This is a genomic window from Pseudoalteromonas sp. 2CM39R, assembly GCF_023161845.1.
Map to the genome: position 1 here is coordinate 36,901 of NZ_JALNTM010000002.1, position 17,212 is coordinate 54,112.

A 17,212-nucleotide genomic window follows, 5' to 3' on the forward strand; every position below is an offset into this window, starting at 1 on the left:
TCAAATCCATTCAAATAAGTTAACAACCAGTAATATTAATGAATTAGCTTATCGGTTGCTATAATTAATAAGTATATACCGTACCATATTATTACGCTGCCTAGAATAACCCTAGTCCAAACATGGTTGAAAATAGTGTTTATTTTCTGGCTGACGAGTCCTACGCTTATCATCGCAGGAAAGGTGCCTAACGCGAAAAACAACATCACACCTGCACCATGTGATGCTGATGGGCTAGTCAGTGCCCAGGTTAGCGCTGAATAAACTAATCCACAGGGCAGCCAGCCCCACAAAGCGCCATAGAGTAGGGCTTTTGGGGTAGTATCGACAGGTAATAAATAACGATTAAGTTTAGCTAAATGCTGCCATACTAGGGTTTTGCCAAGTTTTTCTAGCCACTGAAGAGTTGCCGCTAAACGCATAATGTAAACCCCAACAAGGAGCATAAAAATACCACTCAAAAACGACAACGCTATCGATATAGAAGTATTTTGCGCTGCAAAGCGACTACTAATTCCTGCTACAAGTGCACCGGCAAGCATGTAACTGAGTGCACGGCCTAGGTTATAAGCAATCGAAAAGCTCACAGCACGGTTTTTGTTGGCAGCAAGTTGTAAACTGCTGGCAATGCCACCACACATAGCAAGGCAATGACCACTGCCTAACAAGCCCATTATAAATGCACTAATAAACAGCGGATCAATCATTACTTTTGTTGTGCTGCTCTTTATCGTCTTCGAACAGGATACTGTGGCCCTGTTTGTTTAAATCAGAAAATTGTTCGCTTTTTACAGCCCAAAAGAATACCCCAATAGCAATTAGCACAAATAAAATGGCAATTGGGATAAGCATGTAGATGATACTCATAGTTTTAATAACCTTAATGAGTTGGTAATAACCAAAATGGAGCTTGCAGACATACCAATTACAGCCATCCAAGGAGCAACGAGCCCAAGGGCTGCCAATGGTAAAATCGAACCATTGTAAATAAGTGATAATGCCAAGTTTTGCTTAACAATACGGCGCGTCTTTTTCGAGACAGTAAGCAAATGCTCTATGGCTGTTAGATCACTATTGAGTAATACCACATCAGCACTATTTTTGGAAATATCAGCGCCGGTTTCCATCGCAATAGATAAATGGGCACTGGCAAATACTGGGCTGTCATTCACGCCATCACCCACCATAGCAACAATGGCACCTTTACTTGCAAGTGCTTCGACATGGGTTTGTTTGTCGCGAGGGCTACATGCAGCATGCACGGTATCTAAATTGAGCTGTTTTGCAATTCGCTCACCACTGTTAGAGGCATCGCCCGTTAACATATGGCACTTAATTTGTTGCGAATGAAGTGTAGTAATCAATTTTTCTGCGTTATTACGTAGGCTGTCGGCTAAGTAAAAGCGCGCAATGACTTGCTTATCGATATATAAGGTTGCTTGAGCATCTGCTTTTTCGGTATCAAACCAACCGCTTTTACCTATCGCAAGGTGCTGATCATTTAGTAAAGCGGTAATGCCTTTACCCGGTTCGATAGTCACATTTTCAATAGGGTTCACTGTGTCGTTGAAACCAGCGAATGCATTAGCAATAGGGTGCTCAGAGAAACTTTCAAGTTGCGCTGCTAAGCGTAATGCATCAGCTTCACTGTATTGGGTGTTAACTAGTTCAACGCGTTCAATGGTAAAGCGACCTTGCGTTAAAGTACCTGTTTTATCAAAAGCGATATCTGTTAATTGTGGTAGCGTTTCTAACACATGGGCTTGTTTAATTAAAATTCCACGCTTCGTAAGGCTGGCTACAGCGCACGTGAGAGCGGTTGGAATTGCTAAACTAAGCGCACAAGGGCAGGTTGCAACAAGTACAGAAATAGTAACCCAAAAGGCATGCTCGGGGTCTATTTGATACCAACCAATTGCTGTTATTGAGGCAAACACTAATAAACAGGCAACAAACCACTGCGCTACTTTATCTGTTATCTCAACTAATCGCGGGCGCTTGGTTAACGCTGTGTGTTGCAACTTAATAATTTGATTAAGCAGGGTATTTTGACCGATTTTGTTGATCTCAATACTGATCACACCATCATGGTTAATCGTTCCAGCGTAAACTTGATGGCTGACAAACTTGTTAACTGGCTGGTGTTCACCCGTCATCATGGCTTCATCAACGGTTGTTTGACCTTTTGTAACAATACCATCAGCAGGAATTGTCTCGCCTGCTTTGATTAATACAATATCACCCAGTTTTAGTTTTTTAGCCGCAATTATCGATTCTTGATTATTTTCATCAATAATACGAGCTGTAAGCGGCAGTAACTTTTGCAAATTAGCGGTAAATTCACTGGCTTTTAAACGGGCTCTAAATTCTAAATATTTACCTAATAATAATAAGAAGGTAAACATACAGATAGATTCAAAATAAACTTCGCCAACCGACATTAATGTGGCGTAACAACTTGCCCCATAAGCACCGAAAATAGCTAATGAGACGGGTAAGTCCATATTCAGCTGTTTGGCTTTTAAACCATTAATGGCATTGGTTAAGAATGGCAGGGCACTATAAAGAATAACTGGAGAAGCAAGTACTAAGCTTATCCATCGAAAATACTGCTCGAAGTTCTCTTCCATGCCAGAGAACATGCCAAAATACATGGCAAAAGCAAACATCATTACTTGCATGGTCATCAGACCGGCAACCCCTAAACGGCGAATGTAGGCTTTCGCGGCTTGTTGTTTTTGGCTCGCTTCAAGGTCTGCCTGAAACGGGTAGGCTTTATAGCCGATTTCATGTAATGAGGTGATAATTTGGCTAAGCGGTATGACCGATTTATCCCATTGGATCATGGCACGGTTAGTCGATGTATTTACATCAACACGTTTTATCGCTTTTAAATTAAGTAACTGTTTTTCGATTAACCAAGCACAGGCAGCACAGGTGATGCCTTCAACAGTTAATAGCACCTCTGATAAATCATTAGTGGCTGAAATAAACTCGTCTTGAATATCTTCGTTATCGTAACTTTTAATCAACTCGAGTTGCTCTGGAACAAGCTGTTCAACTTTACCAGAGCGCACAGTTCTAAATTTATAGTAATCGGTCATGCCTTGGGCGACGATATTCTCAGCAACCGTTTGGCAACCAATACAACACATAGGTTGTGCCTTACCGTCTATTTCGACAGTCGCATTAAAGCCTTTTGGCACACTTTCAAGACAATGAAAGCAATTATCGGACATTAGAGTTTACTACTTATATTCAGGGCTAATCGAAATCGTTTTATCAGTTGGTAGAATTACATCTTCTTTAAGTTTCCAACTGTTATCGATTGGTTCAATAAACACTGTGTATGCACCGTCAACATGGGTGTCGAGTAGGGCAGTAAAATCGCCATGAGCGTTTTTCATTAGGCTTACATCAAAGTCATTGGCTTTAATGGTGCGATGATAAAATGACATTTTTAAAGAGTGAACATTGCTTGCATCACCCTTGGTGAAAGTGAAAGTTACTTTGTCGCCTGCAACATTTAAATCGCCATGTAAATAAAGTGCTTTTGCTTTATTAAATTTGCTGAGTTCAAGGTTAATTGCTTTGCCTTTTTTATAGTAATCATCAACAACCATATCTGGGCCGTTGCCAATCGCCATATAAATAAGACCAGCACAGCCGATGATAGCTGCAAGAGGAAAAGAGATTAAAAACCATGGCCAAAAGTTTTTATACCAAGGAGTGGGTTTCATAGTACTTATACCTTTAAAAACGTTGTACGCATTTTATCGGATTTAAAAGCAAAAGACTAAAAAAAAGCCTCCAGATGGAGGCTTTTTTGATCTTAATTAATCTATTGAATTAAAAGATTAATTGTTTATACATTTTATTAACCGCGTGGTTATTTATCTTGCGATAAGCTGTAAACGTACGCTGTTAATAAGTGAACTTTATCTTCACCTAAAATGTCTTTCCATGCTGGCATTACACCGGCGCGGCCATTGATTAGTGTTTCTTCAACAGCACGTTTAGAACCACCGTATAACCAGATGTTATCTGTTAGGTTAGGTGCACCAAATGGTAAGTTGTGTGCAACTGAACCTTTACCGTCAGCACCGTGACACGCAGCACACATTGCAAACTTAGCAGCACCTGCAGCAGCGTCTTTTTGGTTAACAGTACGGCCTGAAAGGCTAAGTACGTGAGCAGTCATTTCTTTAATGCCTTGCTCGCCAAGTGCATCACCCCAAGGTGGCATCGCAGCAACACGACCGTAAAGAAGTGTTTCTTTGATCTTGTCTGGTGTACCGCCGTATAACCAATCGTTATCCGTTAGGTTAGGGAAGCCTTGACCACCACGTGCATCTGAACCATGACATTGTGCACAGTTTTGTGAGAATAAACGTTGACCAATCTCAAGCGCTTTTTCATCTTTAACTAGTGTTTCAATATCTTGTTTTGCGAATGACTCAAAGATTGGGCCAAAACGCTCATCAGCAGCGATAAATTCTTGGTCTAATTGAACGTTCTCACCGTTAGCTAATGCTTGTTCAGTCGCTTCTTTAGACTCAGCTAAAGAAGTAATACCTTGGTTAGAACTTGTCCATTTACCTAAACCTTCCCAGTTACCTAAACCTGGGTAAGCAGCAAGGTAGTATACAGACCAAATGAATGTCGCGAAGAACATGTAAGTCCACCATTTTGGTAGTGGGTTGTTTAGTTCTTCAATGCCGTCAAATTCGTGACCACAGCTTTCGCCTTCTTTAACACCTGTGTAGTTTTTTAAGTTCCACAGAAGTAGGCCGAAGATGATAGCAAGACACGCTAGGGTTAATACGATAACCCATATACTCCAAAAGCTAGTCATTTCTCAGACTCCTTTTCCTCGTTAGAGATTGTGTTGTTGTGTTTTTTTTCATCTTCAAATATGGCATTAGCAGCGTTATCAAATCGGCTTTTGCTACGCTTGCTGTATGCCCATACAACAATCACAATAAACAGTACTAAAATTACCAGAGTCAAAATGCCTCTGTATGTTCCGTAATCCATAATAATTACTTCAAGTGTGTGCCAAGCTGTTGTAAGTAAGCGATTAGAGCTTGCATTTCAGTTGCGCCTTCACCATTGTTCATGGCTTCGATTTTCGCAATGTCAGCTTTTAGCTCTTCGTCACTTCCGTAACCTTTACCGTCGTAACGGTCGCTTGCTTTGTCGATTCCGAAGCTATCACGGAATACTTGAAGCTTTTTAAGTGTATGGGTCGTATCGACTCTGTTTTCGTCTAACCAAGGAAACGCTGGCATGTTTGACTCAGGAACCACAGCACGTGGGTCCATTAAGTGAGCATGGTGCCAATCGTCTGAGTAACGCTCACCAACACGAGCTAGGTCAGGACCAGTACGCTTAGAACCCCATTGGAATGGGTGATCCCATACTGACTCACCAGCTACAGAGTAGTGACCGTAACGCTCAACCTCGTCACGGAAAGGACGAATCATTTGTGAGTGACAGTTGTAACAACCTTCACGCACGTAGATATCACGACCTTCCATTTCTAACGCTGTAAGAGGGCGTAAGCCATCAACAGGTTTAGTCGTATCGTCTTGGAACATTAGTGGAGTAATCTCAACTAACGCACCAAAGCTGATTGCAAAGACAGTCAAGATAGCCATTAGGCCAACGTTCTTTTCGACTATTTCGTGTTTGTTTTGTGAATTATTATTGCTCATCGTGCTACTCCATTATGCCAATTGTGCGTCAGCGTCTAATTGAAGCGAATCTTTCTTCGCTGCAATAGTACGATAAACGTTGTAAGCCATAATTAGCATACCTGCTACGATGAATACACCGCCTAGGAAACGCATGATATAGAACGGATACGAAGCTTCTAATGACTGTACAAAGCTGTACATTAACGTACCGTCTGAGTTTACTGCACGCCACATTAGACCTTGCATTACACCTGAGATCCACATTGCTACGATGTATAGAACAACACCAACAGTGTGTAACCAGAAGTGCGTGTTAACTAGTTTAACACTGTACATACGGCCTTGTGAGAATAGTGCAGGGATTAGGTGATAGATAGCACCGATAGAAATCATTGCAACCCAACCTAGTGCACCTGAGTGTACGTGACCTACAGTCCAGTCAGTGTAGTGAGAAAGCGCGTTAACTGACTTAATAGCCATCATTGGGCCTTCGAACGTTGACATACCGTAGAAAGATAGAGAAACAACTAAGAAACGAAGTACTGGGTCAGTACGTAGTTTATGCCATGCACCTGATAACGTCATGATACCGTTGATCATACCACCCCAAGATGGAACGAATAGGATAACTGACATAACCATACCTAAGCTTTGCGTCCAGTCTGGAAGCGCAGTGTAGTGTAGGTGGTGAGGACCTGCCCAGATGTATAAAGAAACAAGAGCCCAGAAGTGAACTACCGATAAACGGTAAGAATAAACAGGGCGACCTGCTTGTTTTGGTACGAAGTAGTACATCATACCTAAGAAACCAGCAGTTAATAAGAAACCAACAGCGTTGTGACCGTACCACCACTGAACCATTGCATCTACAGCACCTGCGTAGATAGAGTATGATTTAGTTAGTGAAACTGGAATTGCCATGCTGTTTACAATGTGTAAAACGGCAACAGTAATGATGAAACCAGCGTAGAACCAGTTCGCAACATAGATGTGCGATACTTTACGCTTGATTAACGTACCAAAGAATACAACTGCGTAAGTTACCCAAACAACGGCGATAAGAATATCGATTGGCCATTCAAGTTCTGCGTATTCTTTTGAGCTGGTGATACCTAGTGGTAAGGTAATCGCTGCTAGTACGATAACAAGTTGCCAACCCCAGAAGGTGAAGGCTGCTAGTTTATCTGAGAAAAGGCGCGTTTGACATGTACGTTGTACGACGTAATAAGACGTCGCAAAAAGTGCACTTGTACCAAATGCGAAAATTACTGCGTTCGTGTGTAACGGACGTAGTCGAGAGTAAGTTAACCATGGTGTATCAAAGTTAAGTGCTGGCCAAGCTAATTGGGCAGCAATCAGAACCCCAACACTCATGCCAACGATGCCCCAAATCACTGTCATAATAGCGAATTGGCGTACAACTTTATAATTGTACTCAGTTTGTGATGCTACTGTTTGGCTCATTTTCTGGCTTCCGCTGCAATAAATGCGTTTTAGAAATGAATTACCCACTTTTATTCAAAGTGGGGCCTACTATTACTTCACAAGCGTGTTACCTAAAGCCAACTTAGCGGTGCTAGCTTCAGAAAACAAACTCGAGAAACCCTTATTTTTGCGATGGAAATGATAAAATTTTTGACCTTAAAAAGATAGGTCAATTGCATAAAATTATGACATCAATCAAATTTTAGCGCTTTGTTGGTTATTTTTTGTCAGAGATTGTATTTTTATTAGCTTATTCCATCTAGCATGGTTGTCTTTTCGCGGGTAGCTCACTAGTATCCGCTTTTATTTTATACAGGCAAATAGAGTGCGAACTAGTTTTTTACCCGTTTTCCTTTTCAGTGTATTTTTAGCTGCATGTGATAGCCAAAGTATAGAAGAGGGCAGCACAAGTACAAGTTGTGAGAACAATAGTCATTGTTATTACCCTAATAATGCAGAAGTTTGGCTGAGCAACCCAGCTGTCAGCCCTGAGTTGCCTTTTGCAATCAACCTAAAGCTGCCGAAAGATGCTAAAAACCTCTCTGCAAAACTTGAAGGGGTCACTATGTATATGGGGTTTATTCCGCTGCAGTTTAAACAGAAAGGGCAAGTTTGGGTTGCTGATACTATGGTTGGCGCATGCTCTGAGCCTGTAATGACCTGGAAAATGATGCTCACTTATACTACTGGTGACAATCAACCACAAACCTTGCTTTATTATTTCGATTCACTGCAAACTCGATAACATCTTCCCTTATTATTGTTGATCACAGCTTTTGATTATTTAAAAGCTGTGATTGTCGTCATCCCTACGTCATCTTTTTCTACTTTAATGTTCTTTATTAGCCGTATCTTTATACGGTATTACAAATTTAAGGAACAAAAACAAAAATTCTTCCTCTAATACACTGTTTAACGGGCTAACTTTGTCTATTTAGTTAATTTAAGTGAATAACTATGGTTAGCATTCTTACCAAGCTTTTACGGTTTTTATAACGTTGTGTGATCAACTTGTAAAAATTTCATTTGTAGCACTAATTGGGCTTTAGTTACACTTGATTACAAAGTGCGTGCAATTGATTTCAATCGTGTTTTTTTTGCTACTTAATAATGTTACATTGCTGATGTAGAAGTGTTTTTTTCTGTTAACATTGATACATCGTGAAACCTTATTACCTAAAATGGATACGTCATTTTGGGGTTGTTTTTTCTTTAACCTTTCATTCAGTTTTCGTTCAGTTAACTGAGCCTAAGTTGCCCTCCGCTGACTCGTGATTCTAATAATAACGAGCGCTACCTAACTAAAGGTAAATTTCCAACAAGTAGGGTTTTCACATGAAAAAATCAATTCTTGGTTTAGCTGTTGTTTCAGCAATCCCAATGTTCTCAAGCATGCAAGTTTTAGCTGCTGATGATGCAGCAGAGTCTATTGAAAAAATTCAAGTTACAGGTTCTCGCATTAAGCGTACCGATATGGAGACGTCTAGTCCTGTAACTTTAATTGGTGCAGATGACATCAAAGCAATGGGTGCATCAAGCATCGATGGCGTTCTACAAAAAATGACTGCAGCAAGCGGTGCGATGACTAACCCTGCTGTTAACAACGGTTCAGGCGGTAACGCACGTGTTGACCTACGTGGTTTAGGCGCACAACGTACTCTAGTACTAGTAAATGGTCGTCGTATGATCAACTCTGGTACTGGCGCAGCATCTACTGTTGACTTAAACACAATCCCAGTATCAATGATCAAGCAAGTTGAAGTACTAAAAGACGGCGCATCTGCTGTATATGGTACTGACGCGGTAGCTGGTGTTGTTAACATCATCTTAAAAGACGACTTCGAAGGTCTAGACATGAACCTTAACGGTGCTATCACTGGTGAAGGCGATGCAGACGAAACGTCTTTCGATATCACAATGGGTTCAAGCTTTGACCGTGGTAACGTTGTAATTGGTTTACAATACACAGACCGTGGCGACGCTTCTCAAGCAGACCGTGATTTCTCTGATTGTCCAATCGAAGAAGATTACGAAAACGGTAGCTTCTACTGTGGCGGTTCTTCTTACACGCCTTTCGGCCACGTTTGGGCTGAAAATGCAGACCTACAAGGTCAAGCAGACGGCGAGTGGCACGACTTCACTTCAGCAGGTGATGCTTACAACTACTCAGCAACAAGCTACCTTTACACGCCAATGCGTCGTTTAAACCTTACAGGTATCGGCCACTTTGACGTAACTGATGAAACGCGTTTAGTTTCTGAGTTCACTTACTCTAAGCGTTGGTCAACTCAACAAATGGCTCCACAGCCAGTATGGTTTGACTTCACTTACGATGCAGACGCAATGGGTGATTCACTTCTTTCTCACGGCGTAGCTGATGGTGAAGACATCTCTTACGGTCGTCGTATGACTGATGTTGGTCCTCGTGGTTATGAGCAAGTTGTTGATACTGTACGTGCAGTAGTCGGTCTTGACGGTGCATTCGACAACGGTTGGGGCTGGGATACTTCAGTAGTATTCGGTCGTAACGACTCAGTTGACCGTGCAACTAACCTACTTAACATGGGTTCAATCCAAGACGCAATCGAAGAGGGTACTTTCAACCCACTTAACCAAGCTGATTGGTCAGGTAGCAACCTTGCACAGTACAACTACACTGAGAACAACTCAGGTGGTAGCCAATTATTAGTTCTTTCTGCTGGCCTTAACGGTGAAGTAATGGAACTTCCTGCTGGTTACGTTGGTTTCGCTGCTGGTATCGAGCGTCGTGAAGAAAAAGCATGGTACGTTCCAGATTCACTAACTTCACAAGGTCTTGCAAATGACCCACGTGTTGAACCAACTGGCGGTCGTTTTGACGTAAACGAAGCTTACGTAGAATTCGCTGTTCCACTTCTAGCTGATGCACCATTTGCAGAAATGGTTGACTTAAGCGCAGCTGTTCGTGCATTCGATTACAGCACATTTGGTTCAGATGAGACTTGGAAACTTGGTCTAACTTGGCGTGTAAACGACGAACTAATGCTACGTGCTGTTCGTTCAACTGCATTCCGTGCTCCTACAGTATCTGAGCTTTACCAAGGTAAATCACCTTCATTCGAACAAGTTAACTTCCCTGGTGCACAAGACCAAGCTGAAGTAACTGTTGGTGGTAATGACCAATTAACGCCAGAGCTTGCTGACACAGTAACTGCTGGTTTCGTATACGCTCCAGAATGGTTCGACGGTTTCTCAATGACTGTTGACTACTACGAAATCGAAATTGAAAACTCAATTTCAAGCGTAAACAACCAGTACATCGTTGAAAACTGTCTTGATGCCTCTACTGGCGCATACAAGAACCAAGATACTGCTCTATGTCAGTCTTCTGCAATCAACTTCAACCAAAGCACTGGTCGCATTAGCTTCAACAACCAATTACAAAACATTGGTAATGAATCTACTAAAGGTTATGACGTAAACTTCAAGTATGCATTTGAAGCTGCAGGTATTAACTGGCGCACAGGTCTTGATGTAACTATCCTTGATGAGTACATCGTTGATTCAGGCACAAGCACAATCGATTACACAGGTCTTGTAACTTCAGGTATCGGTAGCTACGCGAAAGTTAAGTCTAACTTCACTCTTAACGCGTCTGGCGACAACTGGGATGCACAATACCAAGCACGTATGATCGACGGCTTAGACAGCTACGCATGTCTTGCTGACGACAGCGAGTGTCTAGTACCAAGCGTTGGTACTGTTGTATACCACGACATCAGCGGTTCATACATCCTGAACGACACAGTGTCATTCTCTGCAGGTGTTAACAACTTATTCGATAAGCAAGCACCTTACTACTCAGGTAACAATGACTCAAACACTGACCCGTACACATACGATGTACTAGGTCGTCGTTTCTTCGCTGGTATGAACGTTAAGTTCTAATCTAGTTTGAAATGATTACTAAGGCCCAGTTTTTACTGGGCCTTTTTTATTGTCTGAAAGCCTATCAACGCGTAAACTAAGGGAGCATTATTAAAAAACGAGGTGATATTGCTTAAACAAGACGAAAACTTATCTTTTATTATTGAGCCTGAGCTTAAACCACGCACAGAGCAACGACTCGACCTGTATTTCTCCATTCCTAATGAAATGAGTGTTAATCCACAAACACTTAGCGAAGAATCTTTCTTTAACAACAATTTTAAATCGCACCTTGCGTATAACGCTAACAACATTCACTTACCTTTAGTTAGAAGCCGCTTTGTTAGTAAAAACAAAGGTGAACAGCAAGATTATCGGCAAAACTTAAACTTATATTGCTATCAAGTTCGATTAGCGCTGAATGCCGATATTAAAGACACCCTAAAACACCAAGAAGCTGAAGAGTTTTACCCTGCAGCCATTGAGTTGTGTGAGCAAACCAGAGGTTTGTTGAAAAAACTAAGACGCTATACCCCAGATGACGAAAAACTACTGCCATTTTATAAAAATGCCGATAACTACTTAAGCTGGCATGTAGAGCAGTCATTTTTAAAACTACTGGATGAAGGGCCGCGTAGTAGTGATTTTGCAAAAGAGCGCAGTGAGCTATTAGAGTTTTGCAAAAATGAAAACAGTTACCGTGACGAGCAAGAATATAACTCGCAATCGACACTTGAAGATGCCAACCGTATCACCAACAAAATGCGCCTATTACAACGTTTGATTGAGCATGGAGTGGTACTTACACGTAGCACGCGTCACTTAAACAGTTATTTAAAACGTATGGTAAAGGGCACGGTGACCGCTGTGATCATGGCCTTTGTGATGTTGGTTGTGTTAAATGCTCGCTCAAACTTTACCGAAGTAACAGCGACGTTGATTTTGATCTTGGGTGTTATTTATGGTCTTCGTGAAATATTTAAAGAAGACATAACACGGGTGATCTGGCGAGCTATCGTACGAGGGCGACCTAAATGGCGCTTTCAATTTAAAAACAGCATAACCAAAGACAAAATTGCTAGCCAATACATTTGGCTTGAATACACCAGTTTTAAACGCCTGCCTAAAGCGGTAAGAAGAATTTTTTCAAAGCGACGTCATCAAAATAAACAGGCTGCTCAGTGGCTGCGTTTTGCAAGCGAAACACAAGTTAACGCTAAAGAGTTTTTACCTGGCTACGATACCTTGCAACAAACTATGCAATTTAGCTTGGCACCGTTTGCTCGCTATTTAAAGCGAGGTGAAGGTAAGCTCTATCATCTAGATAGCAATAAAATCTCTAAGAAAGCCGTAGAGAGGCGTTATCAGTTAAATGTGGTATTAGTGTTTACACAAAGCGAAGATGAAACTTTGTATCAGCGCTACAAGATTACGTTAAATCGCAGCAAAATTGTTAATATTGAGCGTATTTACTCACAAACTGACATTTTGAAAGATGAAAGATGAAAGGGTGGCCTTGGCCACCCATTTCGGTTTATTTAGCGTCTAAACCTGTTTTGCTGTAAAGCGACACTTTGTCTGATACTAAGGTAATTTCGATGTTTTTATCTTTGCTACCCCAGATACAGTTAGTGTGTAGTGTCTTTTCTTCACACTTATCAGCTGAACCTAAAATAGCTTCAACCTCAGTTTTATCCATACCAATTTCAATTTTTTCGTAGTTCTCTAAATTTACTTTTGAGCAACCAGCTAAAGTAAGTGCCGCAGCCGCTGCTGCAATTGCCATATATTTTTTCATAATTGTATCCATTAATGGTTGTAGCGTCTTATTTGCACGATCATCCCCATACGTGGGTGATCAAAATAATGTATCTCGTTACTGATCACACGTTTGAATTGTGAAAAACGTGCTTTTTCGTAATCACCAGTTTCTAAGCGCTGACTAATATCAAAATCTGCGTTTATAAAAAGGTAGTGACGAACATAAATCTTCATTAAACCGTCTAATTCCCACTCAGGCACATTTTGCAGCTGATCGGGAATGTAGCGCTCAGTAGGGCCGACTAAACTAATAAAATCGTTGTTTTCTTCTACAGGACTTGCGTGTTTTGCTAAGTGTTCACCGGCGAATATGCGGATACTCGGTGCTCTTCTTTCACTCATTTCAGGAAAACGCCAGCCGGTGTGTAAAATTGGGGTTAAGCCTTTTCTATCAAGCTGATTTTTTTGCTCAACAAACTGTAATTGTTCTGGCGCCATTAAATAAATTTCGTCAGTGTCTTCACGGGGTTCTACAACGGGTGTCACAGGCAGTTGATTATAACTTGCTAAAAAATCAACACTGTCATCACACACGTTTGAGTGAGGGTTGGTATTGACTAAAGAATCTGTGAACGAATCTGAGCGAAAGCGGCTATCGCCTTCAATACAAGCCTGTTTTGCCTGCTCTGTGTAGGCAGGGGATAATAGATCTTTGCTACGCTTAGCCTTGATTTCATCGTGTTTTAAACTGAAATCTTCCTGTAAATAAGGAGCCGGGCGCTGTTTATAAATAAGAACTTCTATTTCGAACCAACGTGTTGCAAATGACGAGCTTGTAAATAAGCAACAAAGCAGTAGTAAACTATTTCTAAACAACATTAATGGCTAACCTTTTTATCGAAATCTGCAATCATTGCAGTGACCATTTTTAAGCGTTCGCGAGCGTTGGCTTCGCTAATTGCAAAGCGCAGTTTGTTTGCGCCATCCATTTTATACACCTGCGGTGCACTTTGTATCAAACCTATAATGAAGCTAGGGTTAACCTTTGTATGCTGGCTAAACTCAAAATAACCGCCTTTCGGGTTTGCTTCAATCTTCTTAATGCCAATATTACTTGCTTGCAGTTTTAATTGCTGCAAACTGAATAAGTTTTTCGTGGCGTCAGGTAGTAGACCAAAACGGTCAATAAGCTCTACCTGTAACTCGTCCATATCGTTGAGGTTAGCACAGCTTGCAATGCGTTTATAGATACCTAAACGTACGTTTACATCATGAATATAATCATCAGGTAATAACGCTGGCAGCTTTAAGTCAACCTCAGTTTGTTGACCGAGCAAGTTCTCAAGGGTAGGCTCTTTACCCTCTTTGAGCGAGTTAACCGCTTGTTCCAGCATTTCCATATACAAACTAAAACCAATTGTTTGCATTTGACCTGATTGATCATCACCAAGCAGCTCACCGGCACCACGAATTTCTAAATCATGAGTTGCAAGCGCAAAACCTGCACCAAGGTCTTCCAGTGACTCTATCGCTTCTAATCGTTTAACAGCATCTTTACTGAGTGATTTAGGGTTACCAGTCAGTAGGTATGCATACGCTTGGTGATGGCTGCGGCCAACACGACCACGTAACTGATGCAGTTGTGCCAGACCGAGTTTATCTGCTCTATCCATAATAATGGTGTTGGCAGTTGGTACATCGATACCGGTTTCGATAATAGTGGTACACACAATCACGTTATATTTTTGGTGATAAAAATCACTCATGATTTGTTCAAGCTCGCGTTCTCGCATTTGACCATGTGCCGTAGTTACGCTGGCTTCAGGTACCCACTCACTAATTTCCTCTGCAACTCGGTCTATGGTTTCAACATTATTATGTAAGAAATACACCTGACCACCGCGTTTAATCTCACGCAGAATTGCTTCGCGAATTAGTTCTGCATCTCTTTGTCTAACAAAGGTTTTAACTGCTAAACGTTTCGCAGGCGGTGTGGCTATGATTGATAAGTCGCGCATGCCACTCATTGCCATGTTTAATGTACGTGGGATAGGGGTCGCAGTGAGCGTTAAAATATCCACATCGGCACGTAATGCTTTTATTTTTTCTTTTTGACGCACCCCAAAACGGTGCTCTTCATCAACAATTAATAAGCCCAAATCTTTAAATTGAATATCTTGTTGAATAAGCTTGTGAGTACCAATCACGATATCTAATTTACCCTCAGCCATTTTATCTAGGGTGTCTTTTTGCTCTTTGGTTGAGTTAAAGCGTGATAAAACGCCAACCTCAATTGGTAAATCGGCAAAGCGGTCTTTAAAGTTTTCATAATGCTGCTGTGCAAGCAGTGTGGTTGGTACAAGTACCGCAACTTGCTTGTTATCGTTAACAGCAACAAAGGCTGCGCGCATTGCCACTTCGGTTTTACCAAAGCCAACGTCACCACATACTAAACGGTCCATCGCTTGCTTACTTTGCATATCACCGAGCACAGATTCAATGGCGTTGCGTTGATCGTCAGTTTCTTCAAATGGGAAGCTGTCGCTAAACTGACGATAAGCACTGCCATCAAGCTTAAATTTATTGCCAGGCTTTGCTTGGCGTTTAGCGTAAATATCTAAAAGCTCAGCAGCCACATCACGAACTTTTTCGGCGGCACGTTTTTTTGCTTTTTCCCACGCATCAGAGCCTAACTTATGAAGCGGGGCAGAGGCTTCTTCGCCACCTGAATAGCGGCTCAGCATATGTAACGCTGAAACGGGCACGTATAGCTTTGCCTCGTTAGCGTAGATGATCGTAACAAATTCAGTGATCACACCGGCAGCATCAATGGTTTCAAGGCCTTGATAGCGTCCTACACCATGATCAAGGTGCACAATCGGTTGACCTTCGCGTAGCTCAGCAAGGTTACGAATAAGCGCATCTTGGCTGGCTTCGTATTTGTGTTTACGGCGTCGACGTTGCGAGACCTTAATGCCTAGCAATTCTTGCTCTGTGATAATGGTTAAACGCGGCTTACCGTCTAGCACCACACTTTGCTCAAGTGGCGAAACAATTAGGCCAACATCACTCGAACTGTTGGTAAAATCGCTAAACGATTCAAATTCTTTAAGCTTTAAACCACTTGGCTTTAATAAAGTGAGTAATGATTCGCGGCGGCCATCTGATTCAACCGAGAGCAGCACGCGGCCTTTTTGTTTTTTCTCACTGGCAACATAGTCAATTAAACCTTGGTAAGGTTCATGTAACTTATGATCAATACGAACATTTGGCAGCTCTTTACTCGCAAGGTTGGTGTGACCCGCTTTGGTGCCTAATTTTGCTTGCGATAAACGAATGCGCGCGTACTTACCGAATTCACCAAACAGCTCATTCACGCTTTGATACAGCTTTACAGGTTCAAGTAAAGGTCTGAGCGGATCAACACGGCGATTTTCATAGCGTACATTCACATCATGCCAAAACTGATCAGCAGCATGCTCAATATCGCCAAAATGCATAAAGGTTGTATTACTTGGTAAGTAATCGAAGATAGTTGCCAATTCATCAAAAAACAGTGGCATATAATATTCGATACCGGCAGGCCAAGTTCCTTTAGTCACCTGCATATAAATTGAGTCTTGTTCAGAGCTTGCGCCAAATTGTTCACGATAGTTGATACGAAAACGCTCAATGTCTGAGTCGTTAGTTGGGAATTCGTGAGCAGGCAGTAACTCAATTTTGTCGACCTTTTCATCTGAGCGCTGGCTTTCAACATCAAATAAGCGAATGCTGTCGAGCTCATCATCAAAAAAGTCTAAACGGAATGGGTGTGGGCTACCCATAGGGTATAAGTCAACGATAGAGCCGCGAATCGCGTACTCACCATGCTCCATTACTTGCTGTACATGTAAATAGCCCGCTTGTTCTAAGTTTTCACGCAGTGTGTGCGTATCTAGGGTATCACCCACTTTAAAGTTAAGGGTTGAACCATAAATAAACGAAGCAGGGGCAGTACGCAGCATCAAGGTCGACACTGGCACGATTAATACACTTTGTTGTTCTTTTTTTAAGGTATTTAACGTGGCTAAGCGCGCCGAAATAATATCTTGATGGGGTGAAAAATGATCATAAGGTAAGGTTTCCCAGTCAGGGAAAACCATGACTGGGTTTTCAGGCAACAGAAATTCGAGTTCAGTTTCAAGGCGAAGGGCGCTTGGCGTATCTGGGGTGACAATCACAACCAGCTCGTTGTGTTGCTTTACACCTTCTGCGATGGCGATGCTAAGCCCGCTACCGGTAAGTTGTCCCCATTGAATCTTATCTTTTTCAGATTTTACCCAAGGCAATGCTGCCCATTGCGCAAACGCCATTTACTACTC

At 41.7% G+C, this 17,212-nt stretch carries 14 protein-coding genes; 3 read left to right on the top strand and 11 right to left on the bottom strand.

Annotated elements, in window-relative coordinates; translation table 11 throughout:
• Positions 1–35: 35 nt before the first annotated feature.
• From MTF66_RS04210 to ccoN, 8 genes are all read right to left on the bottom strand, one after another.
• Entirely contained in the window at positions 36–707 is a 672-nt protein-coding gene (locus MTF66_RS04210) for a sulfite exporter TauE/SafE family protein (RefSeq protein WP_058584856.1), read from the bottom strand.
• Positions 700–867: a cbb3-type cytochrome oxidase assembly protein CcoS gene (ccoS, locus tag MTF66_RS04215; protein WP_054553052.1), complete on the bottom strand. Its 168-nt coding sequence runs from the start codon at positions 865–867 to the stop codon at positions 700–702. Before ccoS ends, MTF66_RS04210 begins: the two co-directional genes overlap by 8 nt.
• Positions 864–3,239, bottom strand: a complete 2,376-nt coding sequence (locus MTF66_RS04220; RefSeq protein WP_248526514.1) for a heavy metal translocating P-type ATPase — start codon at positions 3,237–3,239, stop codon at positions 864–866. The genes ccoS and MTF66_RS04220 overlap by 4 nt, the downstream gene beginning before the upstream one ends.
• A gap of 9 nt (positions 3,240–3,248) precedes the next feature.
• Positions 3,249–3,740 carry a FixH family protein gene (locus tag MTF66_RS04225; protein ID WP_054561329.1) on the bottom strand — a complete coding sequence of 164 codons (492 nt, stop codon included), beginning with the start codon at positions 3,738–3,740 and terminating at the stop codon, positions 3,249–3,251.
• 149 nt (positions 3,741–3,889) lie between these two features.
• On the bottom strand, positions 3,890–4,855 hold the full coding sequence (ccoP, locus tag MTF66_RS04230; protein WP_054561330.1) for a cytochrome-c oxidase, cbb3-type subunit III: 966 nt from the start codon (positions 4,853–4,855) through the stop codon (positions 3,890–3,892).
• Positions 4,852–5,037, bottom strand: a complete 186-nt coding sequence (locus tag MTF66_RS04235) for a cbb3-type cytochrome c oxidase subunit 3 (protein ID WP_054561331.1) — start codon at positions 5,035–5,037, stop codon at positions 4,852–4,854. The genes ccoP and MTF66_RS04235 overlap by 4 nt, the downstream gene beginning before the upstream one ends.
• A gap of 5 nt (positions 5,038–5,042) precedes the next feature.
• The gene (gene ccoO / locus MTF66_RS04240) at positions 5,043–5,717 is read right to left on the bottom strand and encodes a cytochrome-c oxidase, cbb3-type subunit II (protein WP_054561332.1); all 675 of its coding nucleotides are present in this window, start codon (positions 5,715–5,717) and stop codon (positions 5,043–5,045) included.
• Between the two features lie 12 nt (positions 5,718–5,729).
• Positions 5,730–7,163 (bottom strand): cytochrome-c oxidase, cbb3-type subunit I, encoded by a 1,434-nt coding sequence (gene ccoN / locus MTF66_RS04245; protein ID WP_248526515.1) that lies wholly within the window; start codon positions 7,161–7,163, stop codon positions 5,730–5,732.
• A 346-nt stretch (positions 7,164–7,509) separates the two neighbouring features.
• On the opposite strand from ccoN, the gene MTF66_RS04250 reads away from it, so the two are divergent.
• The 3 genes from MTF66_RS04250 to MTF66_RS04260 all read left to right on the top strand — a co-directional run bounded on the left by MTF66_RS04250 (position 7,510) and on the right by MTF66_RS04260 (position 12,596).
• On the top strand, positions 7,510–7,929 hold the full coding sequence (locus MTF66_RS04250) for a hypothetical protein (RefSeq protein ID WP_063529357.1): 420 nt from the start codon (positions 7,510–7,512) through the stop codon (positions 7,927–7,929).
• Between the two features lie 590 nt (positions 7,930–8,519).
• A complete protein-coding gene (locus MTF66_RS04255; RefSeq protein WP_248526516.1) occupies positions 8,520–11,111 on the top strand; it encodes a TonB-dependent siderophore receptor in 2,592 nt (863 codons plus the stop codon).
• Positions 11,112–11,219: 108 nt separating this feature from the next.
• Complete coding sequence (locus tag MTF66_RS04260; RefSeq protein WP_248526517.1) at positions 11,220–12,596, top strand: hypothetical protein; 1,377 nt, start codon at positions 11,220–11,222, stop codon at positions 12,594–12,596.
• Positions 12,597–12,624: 28 nt separating this feature from the next.
• On the opposite strand, the gene MTF66_RS04265 is transcribed toward MTF66_RS04260, so the two are convergent.
• The 3 genes from MTF66_RS04265 to mfd are packed head-to-tail and all read right to left on the bottom strand — an operon-like array spanning position 12,625 to position 17,203.
• Positions 12,625–12,888 carry an outer membrane protein assembly factor BamE gene (locus MTF66_RS04265; protein WP_248526518.1) on the bottom strand — a complete coding sequence of 88 codons (264 nt, stop codon included), beginning with the start codon at positions 12,886–12,888 and terminating at the stop codon, positions 12,625–12,627.
• Positions 12,889–12,899: 11 nt separating this feature from the next.
• On the bottom strand, positions 12,900–13,730 hold the full coding sequence (locus MTF66_RS04270) for a peptidoglycan binding protein CsiV (protein WP_248526519.1): 831 nt from the start codon (positions 13,728–13,730) through the stop codon (positions 12,900–12,902).
• Positions 13,730–17,203: a transcription-repair coupling factor gene (gene mfd / locus MTF66_RS04275; protein ID WP_248526520.1), complete on the bottom strand. Its 3,474-nt coding sequence runs from the start codon at positions 17,201–17,203 to the stop codon at positions 13,730–13,732. Before mfd ends, MTF66_RS04270 begins: the two co-directional genes overlap by 1 nt.
• Positions 17,204–17,212: the final 9 nt, after the last annotated feature.

Coding starts and splice junctions, on each gene's coding strand:
- MTF66_RS04210 (WP_058584856.1), bottom strand. CDS start 707: ATGATTGATCCGCTGTTTATTAGTGCATTTATAATGGGCTTGTTAGGC.
- ccoS (WP_054553052.1), bottom strand. CDS start 867: ATGAGTATCATCTACATGCTTATCCCAATTGCCATTTTATTTGTGCTA.
- MTF66_RS04220 (WP_248526514.1), bottom strand. CDS start 3,239: ATGTCCGATAATTGCTTTCATTGTCTTGAAAGTGTGCCAAAAGGCTTT.
- MTF66_RS04225 (WP_054561329.1), bottom strand. CDS start 3,740: ATGAAACCCACTCCTTGGTATAAAAACTTTTGGCCATGGTTTTTAATC.
- ccoP (WP_054561330.1), bottom strand. CDS start 4,855: ATGACTAGCTTTTGGAGTATATGGGTTATCGTATTAACCCTAGCGTGT.
- MTF66_RS04235 (WP_054561331.1), bottom strand. CDS start 5,037: ATGGATTACGGAACATACAGAGGCATTTTGACTCTGGTAATTTTAGTA.
- ccoO (WP_054561332.1), bottom strand. CDS start 5,717: ATGAGCAATAATAATTCACAAAACAAACACGAAATAGTCGAAAAGAAC.
- ccoN (WP_248526515.1), bottom strand. CDS start 7,163: ATGAGCCAAACAGTAGCATCACAAACTGAGTACAATTATAAAGTTGTA.
- MTF66_RS04255 (WP_248526516.1), top strand. CDS start 8,520: ATGAAAAAATCAATTCTTGGTTTAGCTGTTGTTTCAGCAATCCCAATG.
- MTF66_RS04265 (WP_248526518.1), bottom strand. CDS start 12,888: ATGAAAAAATATATGGCAATTGCAGCAGCGGCTGCGGCACTTACTTTA.
- MTF66_RS04270 (WP_248526519.1), bottom strand. CDS start 13,730: ATGTTGTTTAGAAATAGTTTACTACTGCTTTGTTGCTTATTTACAAGC.
- mfd (WP_248526520.1), bottom strand. CDS start 17,203: ATGGCGTTTGCGCAATGGGCAGCATTGCCTTGGGTAAAATCTGAAAAA.